The sequence below is a fragment of the Rummeliibacillus suwonensis genome, assembly GCF_007896435.1.
In the GTDB taxonomy this organism is placed as follows: domain Bacteria; phylum Bacillota; class Bacilli; order Bacillales_A; family Planococcaceae; genus Rummeliibacillus; species Rummeliibacillus suwonensis.
In genome coordinates, this window is the sequence record NZ_VCBL01000001.1 from 1,977,781 (window position 1) to 1,991,641 (window position 13,861).

Annotated in this window: 12 protein-coding genes, 1 pseudogene and 1 riboswitch; of the genes and pseudogenes, 4 read left to right on the forward strand and 9 right to left on the reverse strand. The window is 35.9% G+C overall.

Annotation, left to right across the window (positions count from 1 at the left end; all coding sequences use genetic code 11):
• Nucleotides 1-88: 88 nt before the first annotated feature.
• From FEU33_RS09060 to FEU33_RS09080, 5 genes and pseudogenes are all read right to left on the reverse strand, one after another.
• Complete coding sequence (locus FEU33_RS09060; RefSeq protein WP_146549058.1) at nt 89-1,174, reverse strand: undecaprenyldiphospho-muramoylpentapeptide beta-N-acetylglucosaminyltransferase; 1,086 nt, start codon at nt 1,172-1,174, stop codon at nt 89-91.
• Between the two features lie 627 nt (nt 1,175-1,801).
• Nucleotides 1,802-2,182 (reverse strand): annotated as a pseudogene (locus FEU33_RS19110) (CAP domain-containing protein); the annotation flags it as partial.
• Nucleotides 2,183-3,016: 834 nt separating this feature from the next.
• Complete coding sequence (locus FEU33_RS09070) at nt 3,017-3,922, reverse strand: CobW family GTP-binding protein (RefSeq protein WP_146549952.1); 906 nt, start codon at nt 3,920-3,922, stop codon at nt 3,017-3,019.
• A gap of 374 nt (nt 3,923-4,296) precedes the next feature.
• Nucleotides 4,297-5,808, reverse strand: coding sequence for a lmo1851 family serine protease (locus tag FEU33_RS09075; RefSeq protein WP_146549059.1), 1,512 nt, complete (start codon nt 5,806-5,808; stop codon nt 4,297-4,299).
• Between the two features lie 251 nt (nt 5,809-6,059).
• Entirely contained in the window at nt 6,060-6,269 is a 210-nt protein-coding gene (locus tag FEU33_RS09080) for a DUF3797 domain-containing protein (RefSeq protein ID WP_208221570.1), read from the reverse strand.
• Between the two features lie 637 nt (nt 6,270-6,906).
• Between FEU33_RS09080 and FEU33_RS09090 the strand changes: the two genes are divergently transcribed.
• Entirely contained in the window at nt 6,907-7,227 is a 321-nt protein-coding gene (locus FEU33_RS09090) for a DUF4183 domain-containing protein (RefSeq protein WP_146549061.1), read from the forward strand.
• A gap of 171 nt (nt 7,228-7,398) precedes the next feature.
• Here FEU33_RS09090 and deoD read toward each other — a convergent pair whose 3' ends face one another.
• Nucleotides 7,399-8,103, reverse strand: a complete 705-nt coding sequence (deoD, locus tag FEU33_RS09095) for a purine-nucleoside phosphorylase (protein ID WP_146549062.1) — start codon at nt 8,101-8,103, stop codon at nt 7,399-7,401.
• Between the two features lie 76 nt (nt 8,104-8,179).
• A complete protein-coding gene (locus FEU33_RS09100; RefSeq protein ID WP_146549063.1) occupies nt 8,180-8,398 on the reverse strand; it encodes a YozE family protein in 219 nt (72 codons plus the stop codon).
• A gap of 556 nt (nt 8,399-8,954) precedes the next feature.
• Between FEU33_RS09100 and FEU33_RS09105 the strand changes: the two genes are divergently transcribed.
• The 3 genes from FEU33_RS09105 to metC all read left to right on the forward strand — a co-directional run bounded on the left by FEU33_RS09105 (nt 8,955) and on the right by metC (nt 12,663).
• The gene (locus FEU33_RS09105; RefSeq protein ID WP_186731371.1) at nt 8,955-9,749 is read left to right on the forward strand and encodes an SH3 domain-containing protein; all 795 of its coding nucleotides are present in this window, start codon (nt 8,955-8,957) and stop codon (nt 9,747-9,749) included.
• Between the two features lie 434 nt (nt 9,750-10,183).
• A riboswitch (SAM riboswitch) is annotated at nt 10,184-10,286 on the forward strand.
• A 72-nt stretch (nt 10,287-10,358) separates the two neighbouring features.
• Nucleotides 10,359-11,492, forward strand: coding sequence for a methionine biosynthesis PLP-dependent protein (locus FEU33_RS09110; RefSeq protein WP_146549065.1), 1,134 nt, complete (start codon nt 10,359-10,361; stop codon nt 11,490-11,492).
• Nucleotides 11,476-12,663 (forward strand): cystathionine beta-lyase, encoded by a 1,188-nt coding sequence (gene metC, locus FEU33_RS09115; protein WP_146549066.1) that lies wholly within the window; start codon nt 11,476-11,478, stop codon nt 12,661-12,663. The genes FEU33_RS09110 and metC overlap by 17 nt, the downstream gene beginning before the upstream one ends.
• A gap of 226 nt (nt 12,664-12,889) precedes the next feature.
• Here metC and msrB read toward each other — a convergent pair whose 3' ends face one another.
• Entirely contained in the window at nt 12,890-13,321 is a 432-nt protein-coding gene (gene msrB, locus FEU33_RS09120) for a peptide-methionine (R)-S-oxide reductase MsrB (protein WP_146549067.1), read from the reverse strand.
• A gap of 1 nt (nt 13,322) precedes the next feature.
• Nucleotides 13,323-13,850 (reverse strand): peptide-methionine (S)-S-oxide reductase MsrA, encoded by a 528-nt coding sequence (msrA, locus tag FEU33_RS09125; protein ID WP_146549068.1) that lies wholly within the window; start codon nt 13,848-13,850, stop codon nt 13,323-13,325.
• Between the last annotated feature and the right edge of the window lie 11 nt (nt 13,851-13,861).

Consider the following 13,861-nt stretch of genomic DNA (forward strand, 5'->3'; position numbering starts at 1 on the left):
ATCATTTGCCCGTCTGAGGGTAGCTAAGCTAGACAACAAAAATGCCGCCAAAGGCAAAATGCTAACTTTGACGACATTCTTTGTATTTTTAGTTTTTATTATTGGCATATTGGAGGATTAAGTCCGCCATTTCATCTGGTGTTTTTGGCGATTCAGCTTCACGCATGTTTTTGATCAGTGAATCTTTATGACTCTCTAATGCCTCCATGGCCTTCATAAAGCTTTGGCTATTCAGTTCTTCCTCTTGCAAAACCTCGGCGATACCTTGTTCAAAGAAAAGTTCCGCATTCAAAATCTGATCACCACGAGATTTTTGCAAAGAAAGTGGAATTAATAACATTGGTTTTTCTAAAGCTAAAAATTCAAAAATGGAATTAGAACCTGCTCGAGATACAATATAGTCGGAAGCATGCAATAGATCAGGCAATTCAGTTGTAACATATTCAAATTGTTTATATCCTGGCATATTCACAAGTGCTTCGTCTAAATTTCCCTTTCCACACAAATGAATGATATTGTGATCCTTCAACAATTCAACGATATTCGAACGAACAGCATCATTGATAAATTTAGATCCTTGACTTCCACCCATAATTAAAATCGTTTCTTTACCATTGCGAAAGCCACACATTTCAAGGCCCTTTTCTTTTGTTCCTTCAAATAATGCTGGGCGAATAATCGAGCCTGTACATGTCGCTTTTTCAGATGGTAAGTGTTTCAGCGTTTGTTTAAACACAGTAAAAACATGTGAAGCAAATGGCGATGAAAGTTTGTTCGCTAAACCCGGTGTTACATCAGACTCGTGGGATACAACCGGAATACCAGAAAGTTTGGCTGCTATGACAACTGGCACAGAAACAAAGCCACCCTTTGAAAATACAATAACCGGTTTCACGCGTCGAATAATAGACAATGCTTGTGAAATTCCTGCAAAGACACGAAAAGGATCTGTGAAATTTTTCAAAGAAAAATAACGTCGGAATTTACCACTCGAAATTGAATGGTACGGCAAATCAGGGAAAGCCTGACCAATAATATCTTTTTCAATGCCCTCTTTTGACCCTATATAGTGAACATCATATCCCTTTTCTAAAAAAGAAGGTATGATTGCTTGGTTAAGTGAAACGTGGCCAGCAGTACCACCACCAGTTAATATTACAGTTTGTTTAGTCATAATAATTCTCCTATTCTACTAAAAGCGGAAATCGCTCATTTAGGTGCGAACAGCGTTAGAAAGCTCAAATCGAAAACTTTCTCAGCTTTCGAGCGACAAATTGAAAGGTCTCGAGCAGCTAGCACACTTAGCTAGATACAAGTACTTATTCTACTATACGAATCACTTTTATAAAAGATACATATCCTATTCAATAAGAATTGAATCTTGGAGTGAAAAGTGCACTACCCATTAATGAGGAATATACTAAAAAGAATTCATGTTTCCGATTCTTGTCGCTTAAATAATCATCTATTGAAGTTGATTTTAATCTCTTACTATCAAGTAAACGCAATGCTATTAAATAAATTGTCCACATACTCTTCGTATTTTGGATGCTCATTATACCAATCGGCAAGCATCCGTGTTTATCTATAGCTCTTATTATTGTAGCACAATTAATCCATGCAAAAAGAGAAAAAGAAGTAACATCTCCAACTCAACAAATATACACTGACTAAACAAAAATCTGCTCATTTCTAAAAAATAGAATGAGCAGATTCTTATGAACTAGCTGAAATATTATCTTGTAGAACAATACTTTTTAGAAAGTTCCTGATAGATCATGATGTGGCTATGATTCTATCATTATTTTTGGATAAATTGTTGTGTCCAATAGTTACCATTTGATGAATAGCCCACACCAATATGAGTGTATGAAGCATTCATGATATTTTCACGGTGTCCTGGAGATTCCATCCAAGCTTGTACAACTTCTTGAGGTGTTTTTTGACCTTGTGCGATATTTTCACCTGCTGATTTATATGAAATACCAAGTGATTTCATTTGATCGAATGGTGAACCGTATGTTGGGCTAGTATGAGAGAAATAATTATTTTTTGCCATATCGTCTGATTTTGCTCTTGCTGATTTCATCAATGTTGTATCAGCTTGTAATGCTGGAAGCCCTTCTTTTGCACGTTCAGCATTTGTCAAAGTAATTACTTGTTGTTCAAATTGTGATACAGATGAGCTATTTGAATTCGTTGATGTTGAAGTGTTAGAACCTGTATTGGATGTTCCTTTGTCTGATCCTGTATTTTGAGTAGTTCCTTTATTAGAATCAGTCGTTGGTGTTGTTTCCTTGGATCCTGTATTTTGAGTGGTTCCCTTATTGGAATCCGTGTTGGATGTTCCTTTATTTGAACCTGTGTTTTGAGTAGTTCCTTTATTAGAATCAGTCGTTGGTGTTCCTTTATCTGATCCTGTGTTTTGAGTGGTTCCTTTATTAGAATCAGTCGTTGGTGTTCCTTTGTCTGATCCTGTATTTTGAGTGGTTCCTTTGTTGGAATCCGTGTTGGATGTTCCCTTATTTGAACCTGTGTTTTGAGTGGTTTTCTTGTCTGAATTAGTATTTGGTATTTCTTGATATAGTGAATTTAAATACTTTTCTAATTCAGCCTTGCTTAACTTTTTCACATCAAATGGGGCAAATGAATTATTAGAAAGTTTCACCCAATTATATGCCTGATTATATTGCCAATCACAATTTGACAATGAAGTTTGCTTCGCTGCATCATTATTGACTGTTTTAGCCGAAGCATCCATTGCTCCACTTGAAACACCTACCGTTATTAGTAGGCTTAATGGTAATGCCCATTTTGTCATTTTTTTCATCTTTTGCATTCCTCCTTGTCTGCATAAAGCTTATCGTACATATCAAGAAGAAAATTGCCCAATGATTACCACTTTCTCCAAAGAGGGTCTCATTAGGCATTATGAAAAGATTTTATTTGGAATATACTTGAAGTCTATCTGCTTATTGCTAGTTTAAAAGGGTTGACATTATCCAAATTTGAGTATCTAGTTTTGAATATCAGGCACTTTTAATTCATCTACATTCTCACCAATTATTATAAGATTTGGTTCCATATGCACATATTCTGGTAGCCATTGTGTTAATCCATATGCATATTGGAAAAGCATCGGATTTTTAATTCCTTTGATCGGAACATAACCTTTCATACGGTAGACAGAATCTGGTAAGGTACGTATCCACTCTTCAAATTGTTCTTGCGTAAAATCTGCAGCTTCCAAAAAAGTAACGAATCGAGAGCTCAAATGTAGGTGATGCCCTAAGTCAGCCTTTTGAATATCTGTAGGTCTAGCCGTTGCATGTAAGCTTTGTAGAAATTTCAAAGGCACTTTTGCATGAGTTGTTTGGATAATTTGAGCATGTGGATTTAAGCTTTGTAATTCAAATGTAGCTTTTGCACGTTCTGATTCTGTTAGTAGATCTATCTTATTAGCTAAGATCAAATGCGCGTGACGAATTTGTTCTAAAAATAGAGAGCAAGTTTGAGGCGACATTTTATCGCGTGCTAACAAGCGCTTACTATCTGCCACGGTGATAATCCCCTTAATATTAAGTTGATGCGCAAATAGAGGGGAGTATACAGCATCCAAGGCTTCCACGGGGTGAGCTGCACCTGTTGTTTCAATAATCAGTACATCAAATTCAGATTCTGCTAATAAAGATTGAATCTGTGCCTCTGTTTTTTCTGCACCAGAGCAGCAAATACATCCGTTTAGCATTTCTTTTAATGGAATGCCTTCTTCAACTGCTTGCGAATCAAAATTAAGCTTTCCAAGTTCATTCATAATAACTGCTGGCTTCAAATTTTGTTCCTTTAATTGGCGTATAATATCTACCAACATCGTTGTTTTACCACTTCCTAAAAATCCACTAAATAAATAAACATCTTTCATCATCTTGTTGATCTCCTATAAAAAATAGATTTGAATGCGTATTGCATAGAATAAAATTTCGCATAACAGAGGGTAATAATCGACCCCTTACAGTCCTTATCCTCCTGCTTCCCTTTGCGTAAAATTGTTTATATACAGTTTGGAAACAATCACTCATGAGCAAAGTTTACTTGCATTTTGAAGTGAAGGATTGATTATCCTTCCTATGAAAATTTGATAAAAATTGTTCTTCTATCGTTTTTCAGTACCCCTTCTATCCTTCCTGAAGGAGTGTCTATACACCCATTTTACCTGTATATCAAAAATAGCATGATAGGATTGCTCCTAGCATACTATTTTTGCCTTCTGACAACTTCTCCTCTTGCTGATTGCAATTATTTCATTTCTGATTTGACGATTGCCATTGCTTTTTTCAATTGTGGGTCGTCCTTCTTAATTTTCAAGCGTAATTCTTCCATTAAAGCATAAGTGGTATCGCCTTTTAGAACACCAGTAACTTTTAACTTATGTTTTTGTTGGAATTGTTGAACAGCTAATGTTGTAGCAGCATCGTATAAACCATCGATTTTGCCAGGATTATAGCCAACTGCTTTTAACATTTTTTCTGCCACTTTCACTTGATCTGAAAGAGATCCTTCTTTTAATGTCTTATCTGTGCTGATATATGGTAATGAAGCATAGCTTGGGTAATTTACTTTGTAATCAGGTTGAATTCCTTTTTCATGGATCCAATTTCCATCAGGTGTTAGCCATTTAGCTATTGTAAATTTAAGATTTGAACCATCTGAAAGATTTTCAGCTGTTTGCATAGTACCTTTCCCAAAAGATTTTTCTCCCACTAATTTGACATTGGCAGATTCACTTAAAGCACCTGCTAAAATTTCAGAAGCTGATGCACTTCCACCATCTATTAAGACAGTTACAGGCACATTTACTTTCCGTCCATCTTTTGAAGGAAATACCTCTTTTTTACCGTTTCGATCTTCAAATTGTACAATGGGCTCCCCTGTTTTAACAAATAGACTTGCGATATTTTCTACGACATCGACTAAACCTCCTGGATTTTGTCGAACATCAATGACAAGGCCTTTCATACCTTTACCTTCCATTTCATCTAATGCATTTAAAAGTTCTTTATAGGTGTCATTAGAAAAGCTTGTGATTTGGATATGAGCGATCTTGTCTTTTTTCATTTCCGCATATACTGTTTCAACTGGAATATCATCACGCGTAATTTTCATGGTGATTAACTTATTAGCGCCACCACGTTGAATTTGTAAAGTGACATCTGTGCCTTTTTTACCGCGAATCAATAACACGGCTTTAGAGGCTGTCATACCATCAATGTTTTTGCCATTCACTTTTTTAATAATGTCGTTTGTCTTAATCCCTGCTTTTTCTGCAGGAGAATTTTTGATGGGTGATACAACGACAATATGTCCATCTTTTTCTTGGATTTCTGCACCGATTCCTTGGAAACTGGAAGAAATGCTTTCATTGAACTCTGTTGCTTCTTTTTTATTCATATAATCTGAATATGGGTCTCCTAGTGCACTAATCATACCGTCAACTGCACCATTTACTAACGCATCTGTATCAAGGTCTTTGTAATAGCTTTTTGATAGCTCATCATAAGCATTAAATAATTTTTGGAACTCAGTATGAGAAGGTGTTCGAACCTCTACCACTTTTTCTTCTCCAAAAGTTAAAGCAAAGATTGTGATACCTGAAGTTGCGAGAATCAAAACCATAATCATCATGATAAAAGCAAATGGTTTCATACGTATGTATTTACCCGCTGGTTTCACATCTTGAGTAGGTGCAACCTGTTGCTCTTTTTGTGATTCATCGTTTTGCTCCGGATCAACTTTTGTTTTATCATCCATCTTGTTCACCACTTTCAATCTAACAGTGTTTCAAACACTACTTATACCATAATAGCAAGAATTACGTTCTACGAAAAGAAAAAGACTGCCAAATTCTTGACAGCCCTTAGAAAATTTTCTTTTTTCTTTTATATAATGGCTTATAGCACTATTTTTAAGCTAGTTTAAATATATGTAATGTAATGACAATGAGTAGCTTTTACAATTTTGCTTTATAGGAACATCTATCTAATTGTATTAGACCTATTCAATTAGATTTTCTCTACTTTTAATTTAACAGCCCACCCACATTTACATGTGCGTTCAAATGTTCCTAATTTACCGTTGTAATCCATTGATCCAACATTTTTGTTGCTTCCGATATGTTCACTTCCACACCCTGGGCAAGTTCCATAATCATCCACAAGTTTACTTACCAAATTCAAACTGTTATATATTTCATCTTTATATTTAAAACTCAAAATCCCTCTCCCTTTTATTTAATCATTTGTATTCACTCACCCTTTTAAGATATTCAAACATTGGAAGACCGTGCATGTACATGTATTCATAATTGATTGATATGATTGCTAGACAAAAAAGCTGTACAAAATAAAAAACAACTAAACAATTAAGAATAACCGTTACAAATATTTATCTATGGTTGAATTATGCACCTCAAGATAATGCTTTGTTATACATTCGAGTGATTTATGGTCACTCTGCTTCGCTATAGTAGCAATATCTACTCCTGCTTTAGGCATAGCTGTAATTTGTGTTTTTCTCAACGTATAAGAGGCAAATCCAAACCATATATGAATAGTGTTTCTATACGCAACATCACTGATTTTAACACTTGTGTAGTTATCATGTTTATCTAACTTACCTACACATATGAAAATTATTTTGAAGTTGTTGCTTCATCTGTTAATAGGCAGTCTAAGACAGTTAAGACAGATGAATCTCCCCATTTCTATAGATTAAATTGGATAATCAACACGCCTGATATTCTATTCAATAAAGATTCATGGTGAATTTCATCGAATAAACAGAGCATTTTGCCCATCTTTCAAAATCAATATTGCATTAACTGATACTAGGAAGATAGGAGGTGGGCATATGGCACTAAGTCTGATTAATATTCATGTAAATGTATCTGCTAATTCTACAAGATTTTTCAACGTACTAGCAGCTCCTCTAAGTGTTACTGATGGAACGACAGTCCCTGCAACAGCGTTTCTTGATGACAGCGGCACAGCTGCAACAGCATTCCCTACGGTATTAAACGGGTATTATAACCTTTACTTAAATGGTGTACTTCAGGAAGGTGGTACTTATACAATTTCAGCTACAGAATTGACTTTTAATGATGTTACAGCAACAATCGCAGCTGGAACACCATTAGTTGTTGAGGTCGTTGAACTTTCAACAGTTATTTAATGACTCATTTATTTAAGTAACTCTGAAGATACTTTATGTAAAGAGATTAGGACAAAGCCTTATCAAAATGAATAAACCGTATGAAATCAAATTTGCAAAACTTGTTTTCATACGGTTTTATTTTCATTTATACTAAAACCAATTCTCTTTTAACTTATATCTTTGCTACAACTACTCTTGAATAGCCGCTTCAAGTGCTACGACAATCATGTCATTAAACGTAGTTTGTCGTTCTTTTGAAGTTGTTGCTTCGCCTGTTAATAGGTGGTCTGAGACAGTTAAGACAGATAAGGCTTGGCGATTGAATTTAGCCGCTAACGTATAAAGTGCCGCTGTTTCCATTTCAACAGCGAGTACACCATAATCCGCTAATTTTTCATTTTGGTTATCTTCCCCGTAGAATAAATCGGCTGTGTAGACGTTCCCCACTCGTAAATTAAGCCCCGCTGCTTCTCCAGCTTTATAAGCTTTTAATAGTAAATCAAAATCTGCTGTTGGAGCGAAGTCAATTCCTTTGAAGATAATCTCATTCATCTTTGAATCGGTTGTTGCTGATTGGGCAAGGATAACATCACGAACACGAACGTCACGTTTCAATGCACCACAAGTACCTACACGGATTAACTTTTTACACCCATATTCTTGCATCAGCTCAGTTGTGTAAATAGCAATGGAAGGCACACCCATACCTGTTCCTTGTACGGAGATACGATTTCCTTTATATGTACCTGTAAAACCAAACATATTGCGTACTTCGTTATATTGAGTGACATCTTCTAAAAACGTTTCCGCAATATATTTTGCCCGCAATGGATCTCCTGGTAATAATACAGTTTCAGCGATGTCGCCTTGTTTAGCATCGATATGAATGCTCATATTCTTTCCCCATTTCCATTCAAAATTTTTATCCACTTGTCCTATTGTACCAACAAAGTCAGACCTCTGACAATTATTACTTTTCGTATTTTTCTTCGTATTTTTGCCAAAGCTCATCGAATACAACGGCACTCAACTCGTGATCGGCTTTTTCTTCTACATATCTTGAAATTATTTGGAAATCTTCTTCTTGTTTTGGAAAACTATGATCATGAAAAGCCGCTTCCGCAAACGCCGCCTTTTCGTCTTTTCCACCTCTATACGTTAATACAAAATGATAAAATGATGGTTTCATATTGATCCTACCCTTTTCATTATATAGTACATTCTAATCGTTGTAACAGAAAACAATAGCTAATAATTGTCCAATGCTTCCAATTTTTTAAACAATTATACCACGATAGATCCTAAAAGTTCTTTGTTATTATCACTCTCTCACAAAACAAACCTTCCCACAATGATGGATTTTCATCCTCCACAAAATATTCGTAAAACCAATCAGGCTTTTACAGGAAGTTGACCACACTACCCTCTTGTTTTTTACTGGAGTCTTTGAATCACAGGATTTTTCTGACCGTTACTAGAAGTAAAAAAAGATTGATTTGTTGAATAGCATTAGGCTATTGAAAAAACATTCCATCAAATACTGATCAAAATCACCCCAGAAATGGAAAGTCTATAAGCTTAAGTTGGTAGAAATTTTAGCATCTCTCCAAAATTTTCTTATTTTTTTGATACGGGCAACCTTCCTACTGCTACATGGTTCTATAACACGGATGCAAAATGATATTAATATAGAATTATAGGCATCACTTACTGAGCTTTATCATACATATGAGGAGATGGTACAAATGAAAATAGTAAAGGTTTTACTATCTTTCATGGTCACATTTGGAACTTTGACTTTCTTTATTTTTTCAACAAATAGTGACGCAGCAACAACAAATACAGTAAATGCAAAAGTAGCAAATAGCGTATACGTTCACCTGGAGCCTTCAGCTAATGCGAAAAGAATCGGTACGCTTTGGAAAGGCGATAAAGTCGTTGTATATAGCCAATCCAAAACAGGTTGGGCTAAAATTAAGTTTCATAAAAAAACAGCTTATGTATATTCGTCATACTTAATATTCAGCCCAAAAACATCTTCACCTAAAAATTCAGATAATAAAACAAACACTCCAAAACAGGATAGTTTATCCACTAGCCAAAAAACATCCTATCGTCCTGTAACGACGAATATCTACTACTATATTGAAAATGGTCAAAAAGGTAAAATGTTTTCAAGTAACAAACGTAATTCAACAGGTTGGACCTATTGGTACAAAAAAACAAGTACTGCCCCAAAACAAATCATTTTAATTCGTGAATCTTCTAATGGTTTAGATTACAGATTTGCGAAAATCGGTACCGTTCGTCAAATCATTTATCCTTTTACAAAAAATCAAGTATTTAAAACAAACCACAAAAGTTACAAAGTCGTTTCTATTTCAAATAAATTCACTGTAAAAGCAGGCACATTTAAATCTGTTGTTGGTATTAAAGGCGCTGATGGATCGATCACTTATTACGCTCCAAATGCTGGGGCAATCAAAATAGTAAAAAACAAAAAAGTCATTTATGAAGTTACAAAAATTATATCTAAATAAATCAATTTCATAAATCATTTTCTTCTTAAAAAATACGAACATTTAATAATAACTAATTTTGATAATTGTGTAGCGGAAGACGGCGACTCCTACGGGAAAAGCTTGAGCTGAAAGCCCCGCAGGAACGTAGTGACGAGGAGATTGAAGCCAAGCCCGTGGAAAGCGCCGTCTGGAGTGGAACAAAAACTTCTGAACATTAATGTTCATGCTGATTAGAAATGTTCGTGTTTTCCATCTGGATTTTGCATTATGAAATTGATTCAAATAATTAAAAAAGAACAAAAAAATTTTTTAGTAACTTTTTTATCATTTAAAACAGAAAGCTCTCGCCACTAAAAAAATTGGGACTCTAAATTTTTAATTACCCTATTGCATAGTTTTTCCTAAAGTGTTACTATTTCATTAATTCATTTTTTCTAACAATTGAATATTGTTTCTTATCCAGAGAGATGGAGGGACTTGGCCCTGTGAAATCTCAGCAACCACCGTTTTTGGTAAGGTGCTAATTCCAGTAGACGTATGTCTAGCAGATAAGAAGATTGACTTTGTATATTTAAGGTCCTCTTCTTAAGAGGACCTTTTTATTTTATAATAAAAAGGATGATGAACATGTCTAATAATCATATTTCCACTTGTTTAGCTCAAATCGGCACGAACACAGATCCTCTAACAGGATCCATCAATACCCCTATTTATCTTTCGACTGCATATCGTCACGCGGGACTTGATCAATCAACTGGTTATGACTATACAAGGTCCAAAAATCCAACTCGATTCGTTTTAGAAGAAGGAGTTGCAAAATTAGAAAATGGAGATGCAGGATTTGCCTGTAGTAGCGGGATGGCCGCTATTCAATTAGTACTATCCCTTTTCAAAACAGGTGATGAAATTATCTATTCAGATGACATCTATGGCGGTACTTACCGACTCGCAAGACAATATGAAAACCAATATAAGATCAAGGCTCATTTTTCTTCATTTCAATCAATAGAAGAAGTTGAAACAATTGTTAATGAAAATACGAAAGCACTATTTATCGAATCACCTACCAACCCATTAATGCAAGAAGTGGACATCGCACAATTTGCAGAGTTTGCGAAAAAACATCATCTATTACTCATAGTGGATAACACCTTTTTGACCCCCTACTATCAACGTCCAATTGAACTTGGTGCAGATATTGTCGTGCATAGTGCCACAAAATATATCGGTGGACATAATGATGTGCTTGCTGGTCTTGTTATAGCAAGAGGAGAAGAACTCTCTGAAAAATTGCTATATAACCACAATGCATCCGGTGCAACATTGGCACCCATTGATAGTTGGCTACTACTCCGAGGATTAAAAACCTTACATGTTCGCATGAAACAACATACAGAAAACGCCCAAAAAATCGTTGCATACCTAGAACAAGAACCTTTAGTGAAGGATGTTCTCTATGCAGGATTAGGAGGTATGGTTTCTTTCCGCTTACAACGTTCGGAATGGGTCCCTTCTTTCCTTGAAAATTTACAGTTAATCGCATTTGCTGAAAGTCTGGGTGGTGTTGAAAGCTTTATCACTTATCCTGCCACTCAAACGCATGCAGATATCCCTGAAGAAGAACGAATTGCCCGTGGAGTCGACAATTCATTGTTACGCTTTTCAGTTGGAATTGAAGAAGCTGAAGATTTAATCGCTGATTTGCAACGTGTGTTTGCTATTGTTAAAGAAGAGGTGTCCGTCCATGAGTCAACAAAATAAACAATCCATTGAAACAAACCTAATTACTGCTTCCACAAGAGGCGATTATGAACAAAAGACCGGAGCTGTCAATGTTCCTATTTATCTTTCTTCTACATTTGATCAAAAACATTTCGATTCTTTTGGGCCATATGATTATAGTCGCTCAGGAAATCCGACTCGCGATGCGCTAGAAAAAACAATTGCTGAATTAGAGGGAGGAACAAGAGGTTTTGCCTTTTCTTCAGGCATTGCAGCGATCTCCTCTGCCCTGCTTACTTTAAATGCTGGTGATCACCTCGTCGTAACGAATGAAGTGTATGGTGGTACTTATCGATTGGTAACACAAGTATTAACAAAATATGGTATATCTCATACGTTTGCAGATTTTACAAATCTACAAGAAGTGGAAGCCGCTATTCAACCGAATACTAAGATTTTATATGCTGAAACTCCTGCCAATCCACTTCTTGGTATTACAAATATTCGAGGAATTGTTTCGATTGCTAAAAGACATGGCTTGTTAACCTTTGTCGATAATACCTTTATGACCCCACTTTATCAACGACCTCTTGATCTAGGTGTCGATGTAGTATTGCATAGTGCAACAAAATTTTTGGGTGGTCATAGTGATATTATTGCTGGATTAGTTGTCACAAAAGATGAGGAACTTGGAAAACAAATTTACTTTATGCAAAATTCAATGGGGGCTATTTTGGGGGCTCAAGATTCATTTTCTTTAATACAAGGAATAAAAACACTGAATGCTCGTCTAACCCAGTCATCTCAATCAGCCATGAAGATCGCTTCTTATCTCGATCAACATGAATTGGTAGAAGAGGTTCATTATCCTGGATTGCCTCATCATCCAGGCTATGAAGTCCATGCAAGTCAGGCATCAAATGCGGGTGCTGTGTTATCCTTTACACTCCCCAATCGTGAACTAACCAAAGCTTTTGTCGAACATGTACAAATTCCTATTTTTGCCGTTAGTCTAGGCGGTGTTGAATCTATTCTTTCATATCCTGTAACCATGAGTCATGCAGCGATTCCAAAAGAAGAACGTGATAAACGAGGAATTACAGATGGCCTTCTTCGCTTTTCAGTTGGTTTAGAAAATGTGGATGACTTAATCGCTGATTTTGAACAAGCTTTCCAAGCAGCAAAAAAGATTGCCGTGGTTTCAAAATAAAGAAAAGACTTATAAAAAAAGACTGTTATATGGATTGTTGTTTTTAAACATATGATAATAGCAGTAAAAAGTGACGACTCCTCAAAAAATGCATTTCGCATGTTTGAGGAGTCGCTGTTTTTTGCTTTATCATCTATTAAATGGAGATACTATACAAGACGCAGTGTCCATGTTGTTTTGAACGTAGATGTCTTCTGCTAAATCAAGATAAATAAGTCACTCAACTTTACTTTTCAAAAAGTTTCTCGAATTCTGCATAGCCTTCCTCTGCTAGTTTATTTTTGGGAATAAACCGTAACGCAGCAGAATTAATACAGTAACGCAAGCCACCTGTTTCAATCGGACCATCTGGGAAAACATGACCGAGGTGAGAATCCGCTTCCTTACTACGCACTTCAGTCCTTAGCATGCCGAAACTCGTATCCTTATGCTCTGTAATGCGCACATTTTCTACAGGTTTCGTAAATGCTGGCCAGCCACAACCTGATTGAAATTTATCCTTTGAGGAAAATAATGGTTCCCCTGATACAATATCTACATATAATCCATCCTCAAAATGATCATCAAATTCATTTTGAAATGGAGGCTCTGTTCCCTTTTCTTGAGTTACATGATATTGCATTGATGTTAGTTGTTTCAATCTGTTTTCCTTCTTCATATCAATGAGACCTCCAATGTTCCTTTTGAAATGCAGTGCGTCCTGAGCCGATGGAATAGAGCTCATAGTGCATCGGATTTTTTTTATAATAATGTTGGTGATAATCCTCAGCTGGATAAAATGGCTTTGCTTCTAAGATTTTGGTTGCAATTGGAAGTTTGAATTTTCCTGATTCCTCCAATGCCCTTTTTGACGCTTCTGCAATCTTCTTTTGTTCCTCATTATGATAAAAAATAGCCGTCATATAGGATCTACCACGATCATGGAATTGACCACCCGCGTCAGTCGGATCGATTAAAGTCCAAAAAGTTTCAACTAGTTTTTCATAAGGAAAAATTTCTGGGTCATATGTGATTTGAACCGCCTCAAAATGACCAGTCAAATCAGAACAAACTTGTTGATAGCTTGGATTTTCTATATATCCACCTGTATATCCAGAAATAACAGACTCAATACCTGGTTGCTCATCAAACGGTTTGACCATACACCAAAAACACCCACCAGCAAATGTTGCTTTTTCTGTCGCCATACGAAGACCTC

Excerpts from the sequence above, each read along its gene's own strand:
- metC (WP_146549066.1), top strand. The coding sequence starts at position 11,476 with ATGAGTCAACAAAATAAACAATCCATTGAAACAAACCTAATTACTGCT.
- FEU33_RS09060 (WP_146549058.1), bottom strand. The coding sequence starts at position 1,174 with ATGACTAAACAAACTGTAATATTAACTGGTGGTGGTACTGCTGGCCAC.
- FEU33_RS09105 (WP_186731371.1), top strand. The coding sequence starts at position 8,955 with ATGAAAATAGTAAAGGTTTTACTATCTTTCATGGTCACATTTGGAACT.
- FEU33_RS09070 (WP_146549952.1), bottom strand. The coding sequence starts at position 3,922 with ATGAAAGATGTTTATTTATTTAGTGGATTTTTAGGAAGTGGTAAAACA.
- FEU33_RS09100 (WP_146549063.1), bottom strand. The coding sequence starts at position 8,398 with ATGAAACCATCATTTTATCATTTTGTATTAACGTATAGAGGTGGAAAA.
- FEU33_RS09090 (WP_146549061.1), top strand. The coding sequence starts at position 6,907 with ATGGCACTAAGTCTGATTAATATTCATGTAAATGTATCTGCTAATTCT.
- deoD (WP_146549062.1), bottom strand. The coding sequence starts at position 8,103 with ATGAGCATTCATATCGATGCTAAACAAGGCGACATCGCTGAAACTGTA.
- msrB (WP_146549067.1), bottom strand. The coding sequence starts at position 13,321 with ATGAAGAAGGAAAACAGATTGAAACAACTAACATCAATGCAATATCAT.
- FEU33_RS09075 (WP_146549059.1), bottom strand. The coding sequence starts at position 5,808 with ATGGATGATAAAACAAAAGTTGATCCGGAGCAAAACGATGAATCACAA.
- FEU33_RS09110 (WP_146549065.1), top strand. The coding sequence starts at position 10,359 with ATGTCTAATAATCATATTTCCACTTGTTTAGCTCAAATCGGCACGAAC.
- msrA (WP_146549068.1), bottom strand. The coding sequence starts at position 13,850 with ATGGCGACAGAAAAAGCAACATTTGCTGGTGGGTGTTTTTGGTGTATG.